Here is a 19,694-nt window from a genome sequence, read left to right as displayed (position 1 = left end):
TATAGCCGCACATCGGCAAGGAGCGCGAACACGATCATGACAGGGCGATATGCCGCCATCGCCGCAATAGCTTCGCTGATCGCTGCCTGTGCGGACGACCGCCCCGTTAAACAGGAGATCGCCGATGCCGCCTGCGGCCTCGCCGACGACCAACAGGGCGCGTTCGTCGAGATCCCCGCCGGTTCCTTCGAAAAGGGCCGGGATGCGCTCTATCCGGAAGAAGGCGTATCGACTCAGCGCGCGGTCGACGGGTTCGCCATCCAAGTCCATGAGGTCACCAACGACCAGTTCGCGGCATTCGTCGAAGCCACAGGCTATGTGACCGATGCGGAGCGGGCCGGTTCGGCGCTGTTCGAGAACAGCAATTGGCGGCTGGCCGATGATGCGACCTGGCGCACGCCGGAAGGCGCGGGATCAACGATCGAAGGCCGCGGCGGCCACCCGGTCGTCCATGTAAGCCATGCCGATGCCCGCGCCTATGCGGACTGGGCAGGTGGGCGACTGCCGAGCGAGGTGGAATGGGAATATGCGGCCGCACAGGGGTTACGCGATCCAGACAACCCCTTCTCCGGTGCCTTCGACGATGACGGGCAGCCAATTGCCAATGTCTGGCAGGGCATATTCCCCTATCAGAATACCACCACTGACGGCTTCCTGACCACGGCCGCCACGGGCTGCTTTCCGGAGAGCGAAGCCGGGCTTTACGATATGATCGGCAATGTCTGGGAATGGACCGACACGCCGTTCGGCCCGGGCCGTCATACGATCAAGGGCGGATCGCATCTGTGCGCCGAGAATTACTGCCGCCGCTATCGCCCCGCCTCGCGCCAGCCGCAGGAAAGCGATTTCTCGGCCAGCCATATCGGCTTTCGGATCGTCCGCGATCTCGGTAATTCTGCGAGACCGTAGATCGCAAGCCTAGAGGCATTGATTCGATAGAGTCCTGTGCGCCGGAACGTTTCGATGATTTCGTTTATGTGACGGCTTGAGCCGCCCGAAACGCGACGCGGGTCCTTTATTGACTATTAATATAATAACTGGCACTCAATGGCTATTCAAAGGCGATCCTCATGGATCGCGAACGACTGCCGAGGAAAAGCCGCATGACCGAACCGATCGATCGCAGTTTCGGTGAAAAGTTTTTGACCAGTGTCGACAATTTCTATGAATATGGCACCGATCAACTGTTCAACGAATGGTGGGCGACCGCGCCGAAGGATGCGATTAACAAATATGTCGCCGCGATCGAGAACCATCCCGAACAGGCGGCGCTCGCGCAGGAGCAATGGTATGCCGAGCCGCTTGATCTCAACGATCTCGCCCAATATCCACCCGGATCACTCGGCCATGCCTATCGCGATTTCATGGTCTCGAACGACCTCGCCGAGAAACTCGCGCTGGGTTATCGCGAGCTGCACGAAAAGTTCGCGGCCGACGGCAAGCTCGATGCGATGCCGCCCCTCATGCAGTATAAGGTGCTGCGCGGTTTCCAGACGCACGATCTCCACCATGTGCTGACCGGCTATCCGGCTACACCGTTCGGGGAGCTGGCGCTGCAGGGTTTCCAGCTCGCCCAGATGAACTATCCCTATTCGGCGATGATCATCGCGACCGTGACGGCGCATATGACGCTGATCGATCCGTGGCTGATCAACCCTGCCATGGACGCGCTGACGGACGGTTGGGGCTATGGCCGCGCGTCGCGCTCGATCCAGTTCGTGAAGTTCGAAACAATGCTCGAACGGCCGCTCGAAGAGGTGCGCGCGGAATATCGTCTTCTGCGCGATGCGCCGGAGCGGCCGGATTATGCGCATATTCCTGAGATCACCCAGACAGTCGCCTGACAAAGGAGCGAGATATATGGATTTACGGCTGAAAGGCGCTCGTGCGCTCGTAACCGGCGGCAGCCGCGGCATCGGCGCGGCCATCTGCACGGCGCTGGCCGCCGAGGGCGCAGCAATCGCAACCTGCGCGCGCGGTGCGGAGGATCTCGAACGCGCGCTCGAAGGCTATCGATCGCACGGTGTCGATGCGCATGGCGAAGCACTGGACGTGCGGGACGCCGATGCGTTCGAGGCCTGGGTTGCCCGGTCGGCCGAGGCGATGGGCGGGATAGACATCGTTGTCAGCAACGCATCGACGCGGATCGATCCATCCAGCGCGGACTGGTGGCCGGACACGTTCGAGACGGACTTGATGCAGCATGTTCGGCTGAAGATGTTGACGGTGCCGCATCTCGCCAAGAGCAATGATGCGGCGCTTATCTTTATCGCATCGATCGCCTCGATCCTGACAGCGTTACCATCGTATGAAGAGGCCTATGGTGCGATGAAGGCCGGTCTCGTCAATCTTGTCGGCCAATGGGCGGTGCAGCTCGCGCCGCAGGGCATCCGGGTCAATGCGATATCGCCCGGCCCGATCGATTTCGAAGGCGGCTGGTGGGATCAGATCAAGCAGGCGCAGCCCGAAGCCTATCAGCGGGCCGCCGGCATGGCGGCACTCGGCCGGCTCGGCGTGCCGGAGGAAATCGCCAATGCCACTGCCTTCCTCGCCAGCCCGGCATCGTCCTTCACGACCGGCGCCAATCTCCGCATCGATGGCGGGTTGATCAAAACGGCCAATTTCTAGCGATCAGGCGGCGAGGCGGCGCGCGACGACATCGGGATCGGACAGACGCTCGAGCGCGAGCGCGGCGTCGGCGCTGATTTCCAACACGGCGACCCGGTTACCGTCCGGATCGAGAGTCCAGAGCGTTGGCTGACCCGCAACGTCCTCGCCCGTCTCAAACGTTATCCCAAGGCTTTCGAGCCGATCCCGCTCCGTGTCGAGATCGTCGCAGCAAAAGCCGACCTGGCGATAGCCGGTCGTATCCTTTTCGGGCGGAGAAGCGGGGCCAGTCGGCGGGTGATGATATTGCCACATTTCGAGCTGAATACTCGGCGTCTTTATCCAGGCGGCGCTGACATCGACATCGGGCATGCCGGTCACGTTGGAAAATAGCGGATTGTCGAACCGCCCGGTCCGGTGCGGATCGCGCCCGATCAACCGCGCGTAGAAGCCCGATAGCGCTTCGATATCGGGCGTGACGATTGCGACATGAGCGAACCAGATCGGCGTCTCGGGGTCAGCATTGGGTACGCCCTCCACCTCGATCAGCGTCGCATCGCGATCGCGGCCATAGGCGTAGATCGCACCGGTACCGAGCGCCACCGGCTTGTCGTTGAACCGCATCCCGCCATCCGCGAGACGCTGCCACAGCCCGTTGCCGTCGCCCGATTGCAGGCAGAAATGCCCGATGCCCGGATCGCAAACCTGCCTGTCAGGAAGCGGCTCTCCGTCTTTGGCTTCATAGAGCGCGAGATAGAAGTTGGGGCCCGCCAGCCATTGCGCGTCATCGTCTTCCGGCAGATCGACGGGCGCGAGATCGGCCGTTTCGCGATAGAATGCGGCAGTGGCATTGGGCGTGGGGCTGGCGATGGCGATATGATGCAGGCGGATGGTCATGGTTTTGCGAACTCCTTGATGGCATCGGCGAGCTGGGCCGGAATCTCGTGAATAATGGCATGGCCTATATCGGCGAACCGCGCGATCCGATGGTCGGGTGCGACGGCATCGAGCCCGTCGAGCAGGCGCGGCAGGAAAACCCTGTCGGCCATACCCCATAGCATGAGTACCGGAAGATCGACGCGCAGCGCTGTATCCTCAGCCCATGCGGGAACGGCCATGCCGTCGGCTTCGGGCAGCACGAAGGGCGATGCGCGGTACCAGTTGAGCATGCTGTCCATCGCGTTCGGGCGCGACCAAGCGGCCACATATTCGGCGCGCGCAGCCTCATCGAAAGCGGGGTTGGCGGCGAACATCCGGTCCCACAGACCTTCGGGTCCGCCGTCCATCAGCGCGGCTGCGGTGCCCGGCGCGCGCAAGCGACCGATGTAAGCCGATGCGGCCCGCTGCGCGGGATCGTCGATCAACCGCTTCTGGAAAATCGCCGGATGCGGGGCGTTGGCGATCACGAGGCGATCCAGACGGTCGCCATGCGCCGCCGCATACCACCAGGCAAGCGCACCGCCCCAGTCATGGCCGGCGAGAATTGGCGTGCGTCCGTCGCATGCCGACACCAGCGCATCGACATCACCGATCAGCGCGTCGATGTGATAGGCCTCGACATGGGCCAGCCGGCTGGAATCGCCATAGCCGCGCAGGTCGGGCAGCAGGCAGTGAAAGTCCTTGGCGAGATGCTGCGCCACTTTGCGCCAGGCACCGCGATGTTCGGGAAAGCCGTGCAGAAAGAGGATGGGCGGCGCGTCCGGACGGCCCAGCGTTTCGACGGCAAGGGTGATGTCGCCATTGCGGACGCGGATCAGGCCGCCATCCGCCGCAGCTGATTCAGCGCGCCGTTGCACCGCCATCCACCGGCACGATCGCGCCGTTCACAAAGCTTGCTTCCGGGCCAACGAGAAAGGCGATGACATTGGCGACTTCCTCGGGCTCACCATAGCGGCCCATTGGCAAGCCGCTGCGGAAGGACTCGGCAAAGGCCTCGGGATTGTCGGGCCTGCGCGTCCGCGCGAGTTCGTCGATCATATCGGTCTGGATCGGCGCCGGGCACACGGCGTTGACGCGCACGCCGCGCATCGCATTTTCCGACGCTGCCGCCTGGGTCAGCCCGACCACCGCATGTTTGCTGGCCGCATAGCCGGAGATGTTCGCGCCGCCGCGTATTCCGGCGATCGACGAGATGTTGACCGCGCTGCCCCGCGCTTCGATCAGTGCTGGCAGACAATATTTGAGACCCAGGAAAACGCCGCGTACGTTGATTTCCATAATCTCGTCGAACTGCTCGTCCGGATAGTCGGCAAGCAGTCCCAGATATCCGGAAATCCCCGCATTGTTGACGAGAATATCGAGCTTTCCCCCCGTTTTTTCGATGATCTCCAGCGCCGCGCGCCAGCTTGCCGCATCGGCGACGCTGCCTTTCACCGAATGGATTTTCCGGCCTGCCGCTTCGACTTTCGCCACCAGCCCGTCATGATCACCGCGCGGCAGATCGAGCGCGATTATGTCGGCCCCGTCGCGCGCCAGACGCGTGACGACGGCGAGGCCGATCCCCTGCGTGGCGCCCGTGACCAACGCGATCTGGCCCTTCAGCGGCTCTGTATTTTCCATTGTGTGCGAGCCCCTTCGCGATGGCGTTTGCAGGAGGGTTATAATTTATTATATAAATAGTCAATTGTGGCGAGTTGCCGAACAATGGTGTTGGAATCGGAGCGCTCCATGGTAGATGCCCGTTCATGACGGAAAGTTCGGCCTCCACGAAAACCGCGCCGCGCCCGCGTCGCCGCATGGCGCCGGAAGACCGGCGCAGCCTGATCCTGGATGCGGCGGCCCGGATCGTCGTCGACGAAGGCGTGTCGGCCGCCAGCATGGACCGGGTCGCGCGCGAGGCCCAAGTGTCCAAACCGCTCGTCTATAACTATTTCGACAATCGCGCCAATCTGCTCAGCACTTTGCTGATCCGCGAATATCCGGCGTTTCAGGGGACCCCGGTCAAGCGCAACGCCGATGAAAGTTTCGAGGATCTTATCCGGCGCACGACGCTCGACTTTATCGACCGTTACCTCGCCAAAGGCATGCTCATCCAGCGGCTGTTGAACGAGCCGTCGGTCGCCGCTGATGTGCTCAAGAAGCAGGCCAAGGGGCGCGAGGCCACGGTCAAATTTTTCGGCGATCTCATGGAAGCAGAGTTCGATGTCGCGAAGGGCACCGGCGGTACTATCGCCGAACTGTGCATGGGCATAACCCGCTCGGCTGCGCAGATACTGATGCGCGACGAAAGCGACCATGACCGGGTCGTCGACATGACGGTCAAGATGATCGTCGGCGCAGCGGAGAAACTGGGCAGCGCGCAATAAGGCCGCGCGCTACACCCCAGATTTCCGATCCCATCGATTCCCCCGCCGGCATCGTGATGCCTTTGTGCAACGCGTTATTGACCTTTTGTATAAGAGTATTGACTAATTTTATAATTAGTGCGAACCCTGCGCAAAAATATATGTCGGGGAGGACATTATGACTCATGGGTTTCGCACATCCTTATTCCGTTTCGCGTCGGTCGGCGCGCTGGCCTGGGCAGGGTCCGCGGGGGTCGCTCACGCCCAGCAGGAAACGGCGTCTGCAAATCTCACCAACGCGCCGATCATCGTGACAGCGCAGCTGCGCGAGGAAGATATTCAGGACGTTCCGATCGCGATCACCGCGCTGACATCGGACGACCTCGCCGCCGCGCGCATTGAGGATTCGCTCGACCTGCAGTTCAACGCGCCGAACGTCATTCTCTCCGCGAACCGCAACCTCACGATCCGCGGCGTCGGCTCGCAGTCCTTCGGCGGCAGCAACGACACCAATATCGGCATCCTCATCAATGGCGTGTTCCTGCAACAGGGCAGCACCTTCGGCGAATTCTTCGATCTCGAACGGATCGAGGTGCTGCGCGGACCGCAGGGCACTTTGTTCGGCCGCAACACGACGGGCGGCGCCATCAACTTTGTCAGCCGGCGCCCGACCGACGAGTTCGAGGGCTATGTGAGCCTCCAGCTGGAATCCTTCGAGGGCATCCGGGCCGAGGGCGCGATCAATATTCCGATCGCCGACGGGATCTCGCAGCGCTTCGCGGCCCATTATCTGAAGCGCGACGGCTATACCGAGAATCTCTTCGATGGCGGCCAGATCGACGGACGCGATCAATATACGTTGCGCTCGAGCACGCGGTTCGAACCGAGCGATACGACGACGATCGACCTCGTCCTCACCTATTTCGAGGAGGACAGTAATCGCGCCAACGCGGTGAAGACGCTGTGTACGCCCGATCCGGCCTTTGGCTGTTCGCCTAATTCGGTCGATACCGATTTTCCCGCAGCGAACTTTCCGATCGACAATGCGCTGATCGGCGGGATCGTGCGCGCCGATACGTTCGGTCCCAACCCTACGGACCTTCGGACGGTGAATATCGACGTGTTGCCGACCCAACATATCGAGGATTTCCTCGCGACGCTCGAAATCAACCAGGAAATCGGCGCGGTCACGTTGACCTCGGTGACCGGTTACCGCGACGGCAGCAACAGCTCGCAACGCGATTTCGACCAAGGCATACGGCCCAACGCGTTCAACCCGGGCGATTTCGTAACGCCGTTCGGCCCGCTGACCGTACCTGACAATGGCGCGGGCAATGGCGTGCTGACCTATCTGCTCGGCCCGGGCCAGCAAATCAGCTCAACGGACTGGCGCTCGGCGCAATATGCGGGCGGCTTCCGCGAACAGTTCAGCCAGGAACTGCGCCTCGCAACGGACTTGGACGGCGCGTTCAACTTCCTGATTGGTGGCTATTATCTGCATGCGACGGGTGGCGGTTTCGTCGACACCTATATGCCGGCGAACCGCACCTTCGGCTTTGTCGCGAGCGGCAACACGACCAATGCGATCGTCGATTCCTATGCGGTGTTCGGCGAGGTCTATATCGATCTCACGGACAATCTGAGCATCCTGGGCGGTTTGCGCTATACGCAGGACGACAAGGAAATCACGACCGCGAGTGGCAGCTTCGCGCTGCCGCCGCCCTTCAACGGCGAAGCGTCATTCGATGCGGTCACGGGCCGCGCGGCGATCGAATGGGAGCCGGCCGATAATGTGAACCTCTACGCATCCTATTCGCGCGGCTTCAAATCGGGCGGGTTCAACCCGGGCAATGCGGTCAACCCGACCTTCGATTCCGAGTTCATCGATTCCTACGAGGTCGGCGCCAAGACCGAATTGTTCGACAATACTTTGACGCTGAACGCGGCGCTGTTCCGCTACGACTATAGCAATCTTATCGTCGGCAATATCGTCGGAACGCTGGCGACCAACGTCAACATCCCCGCGTCGCGCGTTCAGGGTTTCGAGCTCGAGACGGTCTGGACGCCCGTGCCCGAGCTCAGGTTCGAGGCGGCGCTTGGCCTGCTCGATACCGAGATTCGCTCGAGCTTCCTCTCGTCCGATCCGGCGCGCGGCCAGGCCTTCTTCCAGATTCAGGGCAACGAACTGCCCAATGCGCCGGAACGCACGCTCAAGCTCGCCGGCGAATATACGATCGACGCCGGCGATGGCTGGACCGTCCGGCCGCGCATCGATTTCTATTCGCAGACCGGCTTTTTCTCGCGCGAATTTAACGTGCCGGCGGATCGCGTTGGCGCCTGGGAGCAGTTCGACGCCTCGATCCAGATCGCCAATGAAGACCGGCAATGGGATCTGACATTGTTCGTCAAGAACCTGTTCAATCAGGACAGCATCACCTTCCTCGAAACCAACTCGAACCTGGTCGGCAGCTTCCGCAGCGCCTTCCTGCTCGATCCGCGCGTTTTCGGGGCCAGCTTGCAGGTGGGCTTCTAGCCGGGTGCGATTCTCTCCGCATCCGCAGGCCTTCGTCGCCAAACTGACGGGGAGGGGCGCATGGCGCTTCTCCCCGCTTCTTTTGGGCGCATCGCTCGGCCTGCCCGCCTGCCCGCCGATGCTCTATGGCTGAGACCATGACAGCACCGCGCGATATCCTGCCGTTCCGCACCAAGCTCGCTTTCGGTGTCGGCTCGATTGGCGAGATCTTCTATCTCGGCATGTTCAACACCTTTATCGGCATCTACTATAATCAGGCCGTCGGACTCTCGAATTCGCTGATCGGTGTTGCGATCATGCTCGCGCTACTCGTCGACGCGATCTCCGATCCGGTGATGGGCGTGGTGTCGGACCGCTGGCGCTCGCGCTGGGGGCGGCGCCACCCCTTTCTCTTCATCGCGCCCGTGCCGCTCGCGATCTCCCTCTATCTGATCTTCAACCCGCCCGACGCCTGGACCGGCACCAGCGCCGAGGGCGCGAACCAGACCTTGCTCTTTATCTGGCTGGCCATCTTCACCATCGTCAGCCGGCTGGCGATAACCCTTTATATCGTCCCGCATCTGGCGCTGGGCGGCGAACTCACGCGCGATCATAACGAGCGGTCCCGGCTGTTCAGCATCAACGCGATATTCGGCTATGCGATGGGCGCGCTCTTCGCCTTTTCGGCCTGGGGTTATTTTCTTGCCGGCACGACGCTCAATGCGGAAGGGCTTGAAATCCCGCGCCATCTCGATCCCGACGCTTATACGCCACTCGTATTCACCGCCTGCGGCTTCCTGCTCGGCGCGATCTGGCTGAGCGCGATCGGCACGCTCGATCAGGTGTCGCGGCTGAGCCAGCCCGAGCCGGACGAACCACGCTTTTCGCTCCCCATCTTCTATCGGAGCATCTTGGGCGCGCTGAAAAACCGGAACTACGCCTTCCTGATCGGCGGCGTGTTCTTTTTTATGATCGCGACCGGGCTCTACGAGACCTTCACCGTCTTCGTGAACACCTATTTCTGGGAGCTGCCGCCCGAGGATATCCGCTGGTTCGGCCTGTTCGCCGCGCCCGGCGCGGTGGCGGGCGCGCTCGCCGCACCGATACTGATGCGCCGCTTTGACCGGAAACCGGTGTTGCTCGGCGCGCTGCTCGCCATGTTCTTGACGGCCCAACTGCCGGTCGATCTGCGCCTGTTCGGCCTGTTTCCGGCGAACGATTCGCCACTGCTACTGCCGTTGCTCGTTGCAAACTTCTGCGTTCAGACCTTCACGATCAGTATGGCTGCGGTTGCGATCCTCTCCATGCTCGGCGATGTGATCGACGCCAACGAGCTGGAGACGGGAAAGCGGCAAGAAGGCCTCTTCTATTCAGCCCGCGCGCTGATCGGCAAGGCGGCGGTGTCGCTCGGCCATCTCTTTGCCGGGCTGATGCTCGACCTGATCGTGGTCCTGCCGTTCGAGGCCGTCCCGGGAGAAGTCGATAGCGATGTCGTATTCCGGCTCGGCATCGTCGCCGGGCCGGTCATGGGTTTCGTCGCCTTTATCTCGATACTCTTTTACGCGCGTTACGATCTCACCCGCAGCAAGCATGACGCGATCATCGGCGCGCTCGACCGGCGCAAGGCGGATGGCGATGGCGCGATGGCGACGCCCGGTCCGCTGCCGGCCACCTAACTATTCAGCGGCGTACAGGATGCGCATCGCTTCGAGGAAATAGCTGCGCACATCGCCACCAAAGACCTGCGTCATGATGACGCCAGAGGTCTCGCCGGCCGGGTCTATCCAGAAAAAGGTCGATGCGGCCCCGCCCCAGAAATAGCCGCATTGCGGGAAGACGGGCGCTTCGGCCGTCGGATTGAGCCGGACGGCGAAACCATAGCCGAAACCCAGCCCGTCAAGATTGTCCGCCGCCAGCCGCGCCTCGGGCGTCAGCTGATCGCTGCGCATCGCTTCTGCCAAAGACGCGGGCAACATCGCGCTGCCGTCCGGCATTTCCATCTCGCGCACCGCCGTGGTGAAGCGGAGATAATCGCCGGCCGTGCCGACCAGGCCCGCGCCGCCATATTCGATGGCCGGCGGGCTCGCGAAGAGGCTGGACGCGGCCGGATCGGCAAGCGTCAACGTTGCCGGGCCGAGCCGATCAATCGCCACACCGGTCGCGACACCCTCGCCCTCGTCAGGGAACTGCGCCGGCGCCGCATAGGCGCTCGACAGGCGGGGGAGATCGGCCTCCGCGACGTGAAAACTTGTCGACGGCATACCGAGCGGTGTCAGAATCCTCGCATCGAAGACATCGGAAAGCGGCGCATCGGAAACGATCTCGATCACGCGGCCCAGCACATCGGTCGCGTTGCCATAGGTGAAGGCCGTGCCCGGTTGGCTGAGCAGCGGCACCGCGGCCACGCGCCGGACGAGTTCGGCAATGGAAGATACGGGATCGCTGCCGTCAATCGGCGGCTGGTCCACGCCCGGTCCGGCCGGAATGCCGCGCGCGAAATAGGCCTGACCCGCCACGGTCTCGACATTGGTGCGATAGGTCAGGCCGGCCGTATGCGTCAGCAGATCCCCGATCGTGACCGGACGGACCGGCGCAACCGGCTCGCTTTCACCATCCTCAGGCATCATCCGAATATCGGCGAATTCCTGGATGTAATCCGAAACCGGATCGTCGAGCGATAACCGGCCCTCAGCGACAAGCTGCAACGCCACGATCGAGGTGACCGGCTTGGTCATCGAATAGAGGCGGAACAGCGTGTCCTCGGCCATCGGCTCGCCCTGCTCGGGATCGGCCGCGCCATGGGCGAAAGAGAAAACCGTTTCGCCACCCTGCTCGACCATCATGACCACGCCCGGCGCAATCCCGCGATCCACCATATCGCGCAGCGTCGTTTCCAGCTCGACACGCGCCGCCTGATCAAAGTCCGGCCGAACCGGATCGCCGATGATCGAACATATGGGCGCGCCGTAGTCGACAGCGGGCCGGGCAAGAACCGGGGCAGCCACGATGATTGTGAGAGTTATCCCAAGCCCATGTGCAAACCGCATGACACTTTCCCTTTATTATAATATTAGTCAATTATGCCGGACCGCATTCGAGGTCAATAGAAGGATTGTCCGGCTAGGGCTGAAAACTAAGTTCACAACCTCCTGCAAAGATGAGTCTTTGCGATGTCAGTGGAGATGCTCTTGTTGGTCGAGGTCGAATTCGACCTTTGATTCATTTCAGTCTGGTCGTTGAAAACTAACACTCGATGCTGTGAATGTCCGCTTGTGGCCGATTGCAGGCGGTTCACCTACGGTTAGATGTCATTCGAAACTGTCATTCAGCTCGCGATTAGAGCTTTGACCCAATACGTTCTGTGGGCAATCGGTGGAACACGACCGCACTACAGGCGAAGGCCGGTGCTGTTATGTAAGGCGAGTTCGCACTGGACGGTCATTTTCTGCCTGACCAATTCCAGATATCGCCAGTTCGATGACCTCGTGGGTGCGTGACCAAACGCTCAGCTTCCAGTCGTCTTTGTCAGGATAGAAGGCATCTCGGATATCTTTCTTGATCTTCTTCCCAAGCTGGCTGTTCAGATCACCCCTTAGATACAACCAGTTATCACCACGCAACGCCGTCAGAACTGTGTTAATATCCTCGGTCCCGAACTCGATCGTGATAAACGTGATTTGAGCATCTGCGAGTGTTTCGGCGATCCCATGCGCGACCATTCCATCCAATGATGCGGACGTAGATGTTCCGGCTTCGGGATCGGTCACCTGATCTCCGTACCACTGTACCGCACGCGCTTTCTGGAGTTCAGACCCAGCGGTGATTAGCTCACCATATCCATAGGGGCCGAGCCCGGTGTGAAAATCGATTACTCCGACGCTCTGCGCGTCAGCCAGATAATCGGACAAGACCGATCGGAACATTGTATTCGACCAGCTCGGCTTATCTCCGCCGTAAAACAAGCCATCCGGATATTGATACTGGCCGCTAGAGACGGCAGCCTGAAACGCGTTTATTCCATTTTTTTCAATGTACTTGGCCAGCTCGCTATTTGCGAACTCGTGCCCGGGGCCGCCCCAATCAGTGGGCAGAATGAACTCATGGATTTTGGAATAGTCGCTTTGGGGTCTCTCCGGCCCATCAAAATTCAGGAAATTCCGGTTGAGATCGATATTGTCTTCGTTGACCCGTCGATCATGTGAAAAACCATACGGATTCATCGCGTGAACCATGACCACACTCAGATCTTCGGGCAGATCTTCGAAGAACCCATTTCTCAACAAGCCGATCTGCGCTCCAGAGCCGCAATACCCCTCAACGCCATGGGTACCGCTCATCAGCAGAAGCACGCTCGACGAGTCTGACCGCCCAATCCGAACGATGTCCGCATAGAGTTCTTCGCCGCCAACCCCCTTTGCATCGGGGTTTAAGCGACTATCGACTGCGAGTGATCGCGCTTTGCACTCATTCAAGAATTTCTCGCGAGCTTCGGCATAGCTCGCCGAAAAACAGGGCAGAATATCCGTTTCTGGCATCATCAGATCACCTCGAGCTTCGAATACGATACACCGTACTTTATCAACAATCTCCCCCTAGGTGCGATTAGTGCCGAGGGATGCCGCGGTCAGCCGAACCTTTTTGGGACAAGCTAGGCCTCCGTCCTTTCTTCAGATCTTGTTCGACCGAAGAACGGGAAATCGCATCATACCCCCTTGTGGTGCTCCAAGGCGTCGGTGGCGAACTGGCTCAGCAATGATGCGAATAGGTCCGGAGCATCAAGAAAAGGGGCATGCCCTGATTGTTCCATATGATGAATCTGACCACCCCACAGCCTGCTTGATTCAAGCGTGTCCAAAAATGCTGCATCGACGAATGGGTCTTTGTCCCCGTGCACGATCGCCAGCGGCACCTTACCCGTTTTGGCAAATTCCAGATGGCTCGCGCCATCGTGGCTGAGCCAATGTTCGGTCATCCGAGAACGCGCCCGCCCGGCGGTTCTTAGGAGTGCGGGCATAAATGGCGCGAACTCTTCTCTTGGCAGCCCATACATATGGCCCGCATAGGCGACCAATGCCTCTTCTGTTGCATTCTCATCGCCTGTGGATTGTTCGAACGTGAAGGGGGTAAAGCCGCCTTGCAATACCGCCGGTCCTGGGCCGATCGGTGGGGTGCCTGTGATCAGGACGCCGGCAATATCTCCTTGGGATAGCGCCAGTTCAAGTGCGGCGTGGCCACCCAAAGACCAGCCCACCAAAATCGGCCGCCCAAGCCCTAACTCGGCTATCACCTGCGCAGTGGCCGCAGCATATCCGGGAATGGTGTACGATGCGTCCGGATCGTTCGCATCATCGCTTGCTCCGTGACCCGGCAGATCGAATCCGACGCACCGAAACCGGTGTAGTACAGGGCGATCCCAAAGCGCTTCGAAGACCTCTTTGCACGAAGAGTTTCCGTGAATGAATAACAGTGTCTTGTCCCCGTCACCGCGCTGCGAAACGGAAAGGTCGCTGCCACGCCAAGCAATGGAAGGCTCTTCTACCGCCGCGTTGTCCGTCATCAGAAGCGCCGCTTCAAAAGCTAAAGCCCAATGTCACGCCATAGGTTCTTGGCGGACCGAAAGATTGCGTGGTGTTCACGAAGATAGCGCTGCGGTCATCGGCAAAATTGACATAGACTTCATCAAAAAGGTTTTCGGCCCAAACGAAGACGCTGAAGGTTCCGTTATCAAGGCCAGCCCGCAGATTGACAAGGTGCCTTTCATCCCCGCTCAAACGCGCCGTATTTTGCGGCTCAAAGAAGATTTCCGAACGATACTGCCAATCGACCCTGACCAGGCCATCCCAATCACCGAACACCGGACCGTTCCATTGCGCACCCACGGCTGTGCTCCATTCAGGTGCAAGATTGAGGAAATTTCCGGCACAGTTGGCAACTGCGATGGCTGGATCGGTCGCACCGGGCACAGGGCAGCCCGCAAAATCTTCATATGTCGCATCGAGATAGCCGATCGCTGCATTCACGCTGAAGGTGTCCGTGAGTTGTGCAGCAATATCGAACTCGATACCGAAAATCTCTGCTTCTGCGGCGTTGTTGAGTGTGACGCCAAAGCCCGTAATCTGTGATAATTGCAGGTTCTCATAGTCGGTCAGGAAAACCGCCAGATTGCTCCTCACGGTCCCACCTGCAAAGTTACCTTTCAGCCCCACTTCATAAGCGGTTGCATGTTCTGGATCGACCGAGAAATTGGAGTTGGCGTTCACGAAATCGGTGTTGAAGCCTGAGCTCTTGAAACCCTGAGCAAAGCGCACATAGCCATTGAGTTCATCGGTAAACTCATACCGCAGCGAAACCGTTGGCGCGAAATCGTTATCGGTCCGGCTTTCTGCGAATGTCTGGCTTCCAAAAAGCCCAGTACTGTCGTTTTGGACGTGGCTCGCATCCTTGCTTTCGCTGACGAACCGGCCGCCCACTTCGAGAGCTAAGCGATCTGTTAGTTCGATATCGAGGTCAAAAAATGCAGCGATGCTTTCTGTGTCGACCGTGCTGATAAGATCGATCGGAGGCTCCACACCCGGCACGCCCGTCAGGAAATCGCCGAGTGCAAAGTTCGATACATTATCCGCATCCTGCTCAAGATAGAACAGTCCGGCAACCAGGTTTACGCCATCGAAGATTTCGGCAGCATATCGAGACTCGACCGACCAGAAATTCACATCGCTGCCAAAGCGATCTACGAAAAAACGAAACGGGACCTTGTCATCATCCAGCCGTGCGTCGAACGAGCTTTCGCGGTAGGCTAGGATCGTTGTCCAGGTTCCCGGTCCGACGGCCACATTCGCTGTAGCCGAAAGGCCATAGATATCCCGGTCGAGCTCATTGGGTTGATCATTGTTGACCGTAAAGGGCGTATTTTCGGTCGGATCATCGACAAAAGCGACATCGGAGACTTCGAAGAAAGACGGGCGTCCGCGATCGATAATCGCATCACCACTGATCGTAAGGTCGAAATCCGAAGAGGGCTCAAACCGCAACCGGGTGCGAAATGTTGCAAGGTCAGCAGCATCGAGATCCGGCTGGATACCAGAAACATTCTCGACAAAACCTGAGCTGTTCAGATAGCCTGCGGTGAGCGACACTCCAACCTGATCGGACAGCGGGCCGGAGACGTAACCCTGCGCCCGCACAGTATCGAAATTGCCGTATCCCAGCTCGAAATCGCCGGTCCATTGATTGAGGTCCGGTTCTCTGGTGATGATGTTGATGGCGCCGGCAACGGTGTTTTTCCCGAATAGCGCGCCTTGCGGGCCACGCAAGACTTCGATCCTTTCAACGTCAATCAACTCCTGATTAAAATTTTCAGGGCGGCCAATATAGACACCATCGACATAAAATCCGACGCCGGTTTCCAGACCGACAAACCGCACCAATGTCGAGATACCACGAATGCTGACTAGCCCTTGTAGGCCGCCTGCAATCCCACCCGACTGGCTCGCATTGGGGATGAAACTGAGCACTTCGTCGACGCTGTTCACCCCCCTTACATCAAGCTGTTCTGAACCCAGTGCTGTCACGGCAATCGGAACGTCCGTAATATCCTCATCGCGCTTGCGGGCAGTGACGACAATGGGGTTTTCGCCGGTCAGCTCGGTTTGCTCCTCTGCATTGGCAGTCGATACCTGAGCCGAGGCGTTGGCTGCATGGACTGCAAAGCCGCTCACGCCGCACAAGACCGCAATCCGAATGGTGCTTCTTGAAATATTCATTGGACCCCTCCCAATCTTCGCGATCAGCGCTATTGTGACAATAAGATTGCATTTGAGGTCCGCCGACGTCTTTTGCGGATCGCATTATTTTTTGTGGCGATTGCACTCTTGATCCATTTCGACTGGCATAACATCGAGGAAACAGCCGCCCAGCTCTTGGGCGCCGAGGAGCCAGAATGGTATTTTCGTTCCAGCCAAGGTGAAGCCTGGCGCTTCGCTGTCGCTCCTGCTGAAGGCAGGGGTTGGCTGGAGTATTTCCGGCTTTCAGACGGCATCAATGTTCTGGTTATGGATTGTCAGTTCCATGAACCGCGAGACACCATTGTTGAAGACGGTAAAAACCTGCGCTTCAATTTCGCGCTGGCGCTTGATGTTCAGATGCAGGCGGGTGCATCGCGTCCGACTCATGCCCTCACCCAGTCATGGCGTGTCATAAATACGCGCAATGATCTTGAAATGAAGGAACACTTCGCAGCAAGCCACCGCCACAGCTGGGTAACGATTCATTGCCCGCCCGACTTGCTTGCGGACCTGGCAGGCAAGGAAGCTGCCGACCTTCCGGAAATGCTACAACCTTTGCCGGATTGGTATTCGGGCAACAGCTTCCATTCTCCGTTCGACAGTGACCGACGGCTTTCAGAGGCGGTGTCTGACATTCTCTTGTGTGAGCTGGAAGATAATCTGCGGGTGCAATATGTGCGCGCGCGGTCGACCGAGTTGCTGTGTTTGGCGTTGCATTCTTTGTTGGAGCCACCGCGTTCGGCGCCTGGCATCAATCTTACCGTTGACGATGAGTTGGCAATCCGCGCTATTGCCGAGCGCCTTCGCACCGAATTCACCGACCCGCCGAGCATCGCCACATTGGCCAAGGAGTCTGGCATTAATCGCAACAAATTATTCTATGGCTTCAGAAATTTTTATGGCGTTACGATCTCCCGGTACCTGCAAAATCTGCGCCTTGAGCGCGGCTATGAACTGCTGAAAACAACCGATCTCTCCCTGCTCGAAATTTGCGAGCAAGCGGGCTTCTCGCACCAATCCAATTTTTCTACCGCAATCCGGAAACGGTTTGGAATGAGCCCGAAAGAGTTTCGGAAAGGGCGCGGTTAGTAAGGCAACTGGATCGCTTCTAGATTGCCTCTCGCTTGGCAAATGATCGACGCCTTGGTTCTGCTGAGTGAGCGGCCTCCATGTTCCTTTGGCCCAAGCCAGAGTGCCTCGGCCCACTCACTGGTGATTTTGGCGACACGCATCACGATGTGCGGAGATGGCGTTGGATGGCTGTCGAGCCCTTCGGCGTGAGATTCACAAGCCACCGTCGTCTATCATGCACGTCCCTCTCACGCTGAATGAGAGCTTGTTCTTCAAGCATCGCAATATACCGCAGAGCTGTCGTTCGCGGATAATCGACAAGCAGACATATATCGGTAACGCACGGCTTTTTCCCATTTGCCAACGACCAGGCGACCCGGAGCAGAATATCACCGCCGGCTTTGGTCAACCCATGTCTTTCGAGGAATTCAGCATATTCCCGCTGCTGCGCTAAAACGCCTTCGATCTGCTCGAGTCCGATATTTTCGACACCAACAGAAGCGATCGGTCGCATCATGAAGCCCTTTCTTCAGAAGCATGTCCGACCAATAGACATAGACTCGTAACCGCATGTAAACTGAATGAAAAAACTGGTACTCCAATCTTTGGGACTACCCATTTGGATGGGCTCGAGCTTTGAATTGCTCCCGTTCAATAGTGGATACGGCAACTTGCAGCGTGCGACATCTAGACTGCCGACATGCAATCTAATTGTGGATTCTCTATAGTCTCATGTATCGGAGTAAGTTGCCGAGAAATTCCTTGCGGAACACTCGTCGGCAAAATGATAAACCAAATGCTTTGATGTTGCACTCTTCGGATATTCAATCATATTCCGATTACGAAATAAGCCCGAGGTTGCGAGCTTTGGCTACGCCATTGACCCGCTTGGTCACCTCCAACTTGCGGTAGATATTCCGGACGTGAAACTTGACCGTGTTGTCGGTGAGATCAAGGTCGCGCGCGATCTCCTTGTTGGATTGCCCATCGGCCAAACCCTGCAGGACCTCTTTCTCACGGACCGTGAAAAGCTCTTTAGAATAGGATGCTGAGAGCTTCCGGGCAAAATCCTTCACAACAACGCTTTGGTTTCCGCTAACAATCCAGTTGGCGGCCTCCCGCACGAGATCGGGTGTAACATCGCGGGTAAATGGTCTCGAACAGCCGATTCGCGCTGCATCTTCGATTGCGTCTGTCAGAATTTCCAAAGCACCGTCTCGTTGCTGTGCCTGTTCGAGCAGCGATGCCTTGAGGACATTACCTCTAACGCGCATGAGCACCACATCGAGCTGATCCACCTCGGCCAAACCGTCGTCAACACGGATGAGCGCCTCTTCTTCATGCCCAACAGCGGCCAAATAGCGTGCACAGGAGTAGGCGGCTGTGGTTCGGAGAAACCATCCTAGGTTCTCCAGAGCCATTTCATCAACGTCGAGCCAACTCTGTACCGCATCGAAAAGTTGTGCGGCCTCTGCCAAATTGTGCTGCGCGGCCGCGCAATCCAAGCGCAGAATCTGGGCAAACTGAACGAGACGCTCGATAGCTAGCCGGTCCGTCGCCTCTTCAAGCTTTTCGATGTAGCTTTTCGCTTTGTCGAAATTCTTTTGGCAAAGCGCATCGTGGAGAACCGCATCGAAACCGATACTGAAAACATCATATCCACCGTCGCCGTCTAGAGTACGTAGAACTGCGGGTTCGAGATCGTAGTCCGGATCCGCATCGAGATCACTTTCCCAATAGTCGATGACTGTCAGAAACATGTCGGACATGAATTTCAGGTTGCTCTGCGCACCGCCAATCCGGATTGCTGCCTCTGACGCACGCTCTAGGTGCTCGCGGGCCTTGTCGGGCGCGTTGGTCCAAAGCTCGATCAAAGCAAAGTTGAGCTCACAATAAATACCAATCACATGCTGAAGGTCGGGTTCTGCAGCAAGCGCATAATTTCTTGCCTCGTTAAAATCGCCATAGGCGAGGCTCTGCAAGGTCAGGCAACAGAGAACGTGAACCCTCGGGTCCATATTCGATGACGCTGCCTTCTCTCCCGCAACCAGTTCAAGGAGCTCTTTCAGCCAGCCGCCGCCTCGTTCTCTCTTAAACTCGGTGCGAAATAGCAGACCCGTGCCGATGGTTAGTCTGTCACGAAGCGTATCTGGCGTGATGCCAACTTTTTCGATCAATGCTTCCGCGGAATGATAATAATACAGGGCTTGTTTGAAATCGCCGGCCAAGATGGAAGTATAGGCTTTCGAAAAAAGGATGCGCGTGTCTTTGAATATCTCTTCCTCCGGGATGTTCGCCAGGAGACGGTTGAAATAGCTACTGCCACCAAATTTTTCGGCCCGCATCCATTCGCAGTTATCGTTGATGATTTGTCTGCTGAGTTCATAGTCTTCGATGGCGTTGGCATAGTCGACGGCTTCGGCGATCATGCGGTGT

Annotated in this window: 16 protein-coding genes; 7 read left to right on the top strand and 9 right to left on the bottom strand. The window is 58.5% G+C overall.

Annotation, left to right across the window (positions count from 1 at the left end; genetic code table 11):
* The first annotated feature begins 36 nt into the window (after nucleotides 1-36).
* From Q0974_RS15540 to Q0974_RS15530, 3 genes are all read left to right on the top strand, one after another.
* The gene (locus tag Q0974_RS15540; RefSeq protein WP_299329481.1) at nucleotides 37-909 is read left to right on the top strand and encodes a formylglycine-generating enzyme family protein; all 873 of its coding nucleotides are present in this window, start codon (nucleotides 37-39) and stop codon (nucleotides 907-909) included.
* A gap of 194 nt (nucleotides 910-1,103) precedes the next feature.
* Nucleotides 1,104-1,844, top strand: coding sequence for a Coq4 family protein (locus Q0974_RS15535; RefSeq protein WP_299329479.1), 741 nt, complete (start codon nucleotides 1,104-1,106; stop codon nucleotides 1,842-1,844).
* 16 nt (nucleotides 1,845-1,860) lie between these two features.
* Nucleotides 1,861-2,628: an SDR family oxidoreductase gene (locus Q0974_RS15530; RefSeq protein ID WP_299329477.1), complete on the top strand. Its 768-nt coding sequence runs from the start codon at nucleotides 1,861-1,863 to the stop codon at nucleotides 2,626-2,628.
* Nucleotides 2,629-2,631: 3 nt separating this feature from the next.
* Here Q0974_RS15530 and Q0974_RS15525 read toward each other — a convergent pair whose 3' ends face one another.
* From Q0974_RS15525 to Q0974_RS15515, 3 genes are read right to left on the bottom strand one after another with little or no spacing between them, the layout of a single operon-like run.
* A complete protein-coding gene (locus tag Q0974_RS15525) occupies nucleotides 2,632-3,504 on the bottom strand; it encodes a VOC family protein (protein WP_299329475.1) in 873 nt (290 codons plus the stop codon).
* Complete coding sequence (locus Q0974_RS15520; RefSeq protein WP_299329473.1) at nucleotides 3,501-4,409, bottom strand: alpha/beta hydrolase; 909 nt, start codon at nucleotides 4,407-4,409, stop codon at nucleotides 3,501-3,503. Before Q0974_RS15520 ends, Q0974_RS15525 begins: the two co-directional genes overlap by 4 nt.
* Complete coding sequence (locus Q0974_RS15515) at nucleotides 4,387-5,166, bottom strand: SDR family NAD(P)-dependent oxidoreductase (protein ID WP_299329471.1); 780 nt, start codon at nucleotides 5,164-5,166, stop codon at nucleotides 4,387-4,389. The genes Q0974_RS15520 and Q0974_RS15515 overlap by 23 nt, the downstream gene beginning before the upstream one ends.
* A 125-nt stretch (nucleotides 5,167-5,291) precedes the next feature.
* On the opposite strand from Q0974_RS15515, the gene Q0974_RS15510 reads away from it, so the two are divergent.
* From Q0974_RS15510 to Q0974_RS15500, 3 genes are all read left to right on the top strand, one after another.
* On the top strand, nucleotides 5,292-5,912 hold the full coding sequence (locus Q0974_RS15510) for a TetR/AcrR family transcriptional regulator (RefSeq protein ID WP_299329469.1): 621 nt from the start codon (nucleotides 5,292-5,294) through the stop codon (nucleotides 5,910-5,912).
* Between the two features lie 157 nt (nucleotides 5,913-6,069).
* A complete protein-coding gene (locus Q0974_RS15505) occupies nucleotides 6,070-8,424 on the top strand; it encodes a TonB-dependent receptor (RefSeq protein ID WP_299329467.1) in 2,355 nt (784 codons plus the stop codon).
* Nucleotides 8,425-8,561: 137 nt separating this feature from the next.
* Entirely contained in the window at nucleotides 8,562-10,079 is a 1,518-nt protein-coding gene (locus Q0974_RS15500; RefSeq protein WP_299329465.1) for an MFS transporter, read from the top strand.
* On the opposite strand, the gene Q0974_RS15495 is transcribed toward Q0974_RS15500, so the two are convergent.
* The 4 genes from Q0974_RS15495 to Q0974_RS15480 all read right to left on the bottom strand — a co-directional run bounded on the left by Q0974_RS15495 (nucleotide 10,080) and on the right by Q0974_RS15480 (nucleotide 16,166).
* The gene (locus Q0974_RS15495) at nucleotides 10,080-11,450 is read right to left on the bottom strand and encodes a serine hydrolase (RefSeq protein ID WP_299329464.1); all 1,371 of its coding nucleotides are present in this window, start codon (nucleotides 11,448-11,450) and stop codon (nucleotides 10,080-10,082) included.
* 363 nt (nucleotides 11,451-11,813) lie between these two features.
* Nucleotides 11,814-12,941 (bottom strand): M14 family metallopeptidase, encoded by a 1,128-nt coding sequence (locus tag Q0974_RS15490; protein WP_299329462.1) that lies wholly within the window; start codon nucleotides 12,939-12,941, stop codon nucleotides 11,814-11,816.
* Between the two features lie 164 nt (nucleotides 12,942-13,105).
* On the bottom strand, nucleotides 13,106-13,960 hold the full coding sequence (locus Q0974_RS15485) for an alpha/beta hydrolase (RefSeq protein WP_299329459.1): 855 nt from the start codon (nucleotides 13,958-13,960) through the stop codon (nucleotides 13,106-13,108).
* 13 nt (nucleotides 13,961-13,973) lie between these two features.
* Nucleotides 13,974-16,166 (bottom strand): TonB-dependent receptor, encoded by a 2,193-nt coding sequence (locus Q0974_RS15480; RefSeq protein WP_299329458.1) that lies wholly within the window; start codon nucleotides 16,164-16,166, stop codon nucleotides 13,974-13,976.
* 93 nt (nucleotides 16,167-16,259) lie between these two features.
* Between Q0974_RS15480 and Q0974_RS15475 the strand changes: the two genes are divergently transcribed.
* Entirely contained in the window at nucleotides 16,260-17,276 is a 1,017-nt protein-coding gene (locus Q0974_RS15475) for an AraC family transcriptional regulator (protein WP_299329457.1), read from the top strand.
* Nucleotides 17,277-17,418: 142 nt separating this feature from the next.
* Here the strand turns inward: Q0974_RS15475 and Q0974_RS15470 are convergent, their stop codons facing one another.
* Nucleotides 17,419-17,775 (bottom strand): MarR family winged helix-turn-helix transcriptional regulator, encoded by a 357-nt coding sequence (locus Q0974_RS15470; RefSeq protein WP_299329455.1) that lies wholly within the window; start codon nucleotides 17,773-17,775, stop codon nucleotides 17,419-17,421.
* 322 nt (nucleotides 17,776-18,097) lie between these two features.
* A partial coding sequence (locus tag Q0974_RS15465; protein WP_299329453.1) for a helix-turn-helix transcriptional regulator occupies nucleotides 18,098-19,694 on the bottom strand: 1,597 nt, incomplete at its 5' end.

It is taken from the genome of Parasphingopyxis sp., assembly GCF_028279465.1.
Taxonomy (GTDB): domain Bacteria; phylum Pseudomonadota; class Alphaproteobacteria; order Sphingomonadales; family Sphingomonadaceae; genus Parasphingopyxis.
Note: the sequence above shows the minus strand (reverse complement) of the source record. Positions and strands in the feature narration are given on the sequence as shown.

Coding starts and splice junctions, on each gene's coding strand:
- Q0974_RS15540 (WP_299329481.1), top strand. CDS start 37: ATGACAGGGCGATATGCCGCCATCGCCGCAATAGCTTCGCTGATCGCT.
- Q0974_RS15535 (WP_299329479.1), top strand. CDS start 1,104: ATGACCGAACCGATCGATCGCAGTTTCGGTGAAAAGTTTTTGACCAGT.
- Q0974_RS15530 (WP_299329477.1), top strand. CDS start 1,861: ATGGATTTACGGCTGAAAGGCGCTCGTGCGCTCGTAACCGGCGGCAGC.
- Q0974_RS15525 (WP_299329475.1), bottom strand. CDS start 3,504: ATGACCATCCGCCTGCATCATATCGCCATCGCCAGCCCCACGCCCAAT.
- Q0974_RS15520 (WP_299329473.1), bottom strand. CDS start 4,409: ATGGCGGTGCAACGGCGCGCTGAATCAGCTGCGGCGGATGGCGGCCTG.
- Q0974_RS15515 (WP_299329471.1), bottom strand. CDS start 5,166: ATGGAAAATACAGAGCCGCTGAAGGGCCAGATCGCGTTGGTCACGGGC.
- Q0974_RS15510 (WP_299329469.1), top strand. CDS start 5,292: ATGACGGAAAGTTCGGCCTCCACGAAAACCGCGCCGCGCCCGCGTCGC.
- Q0974_RS15505 (WP_299329467.1), top strand. CDS start 6,070: ATGACTCATGGGTTTCGCACATCCTTATTCCGTTTCGCGTCGGTCGGC.
- Q0974_RS15500 (WP_299329465.1), top strand. CDS start 8,562: ATGACAGCACCGCGCGATATCCTGCCGTTCCGCACCAAGCTCGCTTTC.
- Q0974_RS15495 (WP_299329464.1), bottom strand. CDS start 11,450: ATGCGGTTTGCACATGGGCTTGGGATAACTCTCACAATCATCGTGGCT.
- Q0974_RS15490 (WP_299329462.1), bottom strand. CDS start 12,941: ATGATGCCAGAAACGGATATTCTGCCCTGTTTTTCGGCGAGCTATGCC.
- Q0974_RS15485 (WP_299329459.1), bottom strand. CDS start 13,960: ATGACGGACAACGCGGCGGTAGAAGAGCCTTCCATTGCTTGGCGTGGC.
- Q0974_RS15480 (WP_299329458.1), bottom strand. CDS start 16,166: ATGAATATTTCAAGAAGCACCATTCGGATTGCGGTCTTGTGCGGCGTG.
- Q0974_RS15470 (WP_299329455.1), bottom strand. CDS start 17,775: ATGATGCGACCGATCGCTTCTGTTGGTGTCGAAAATATCGGACTCGAG.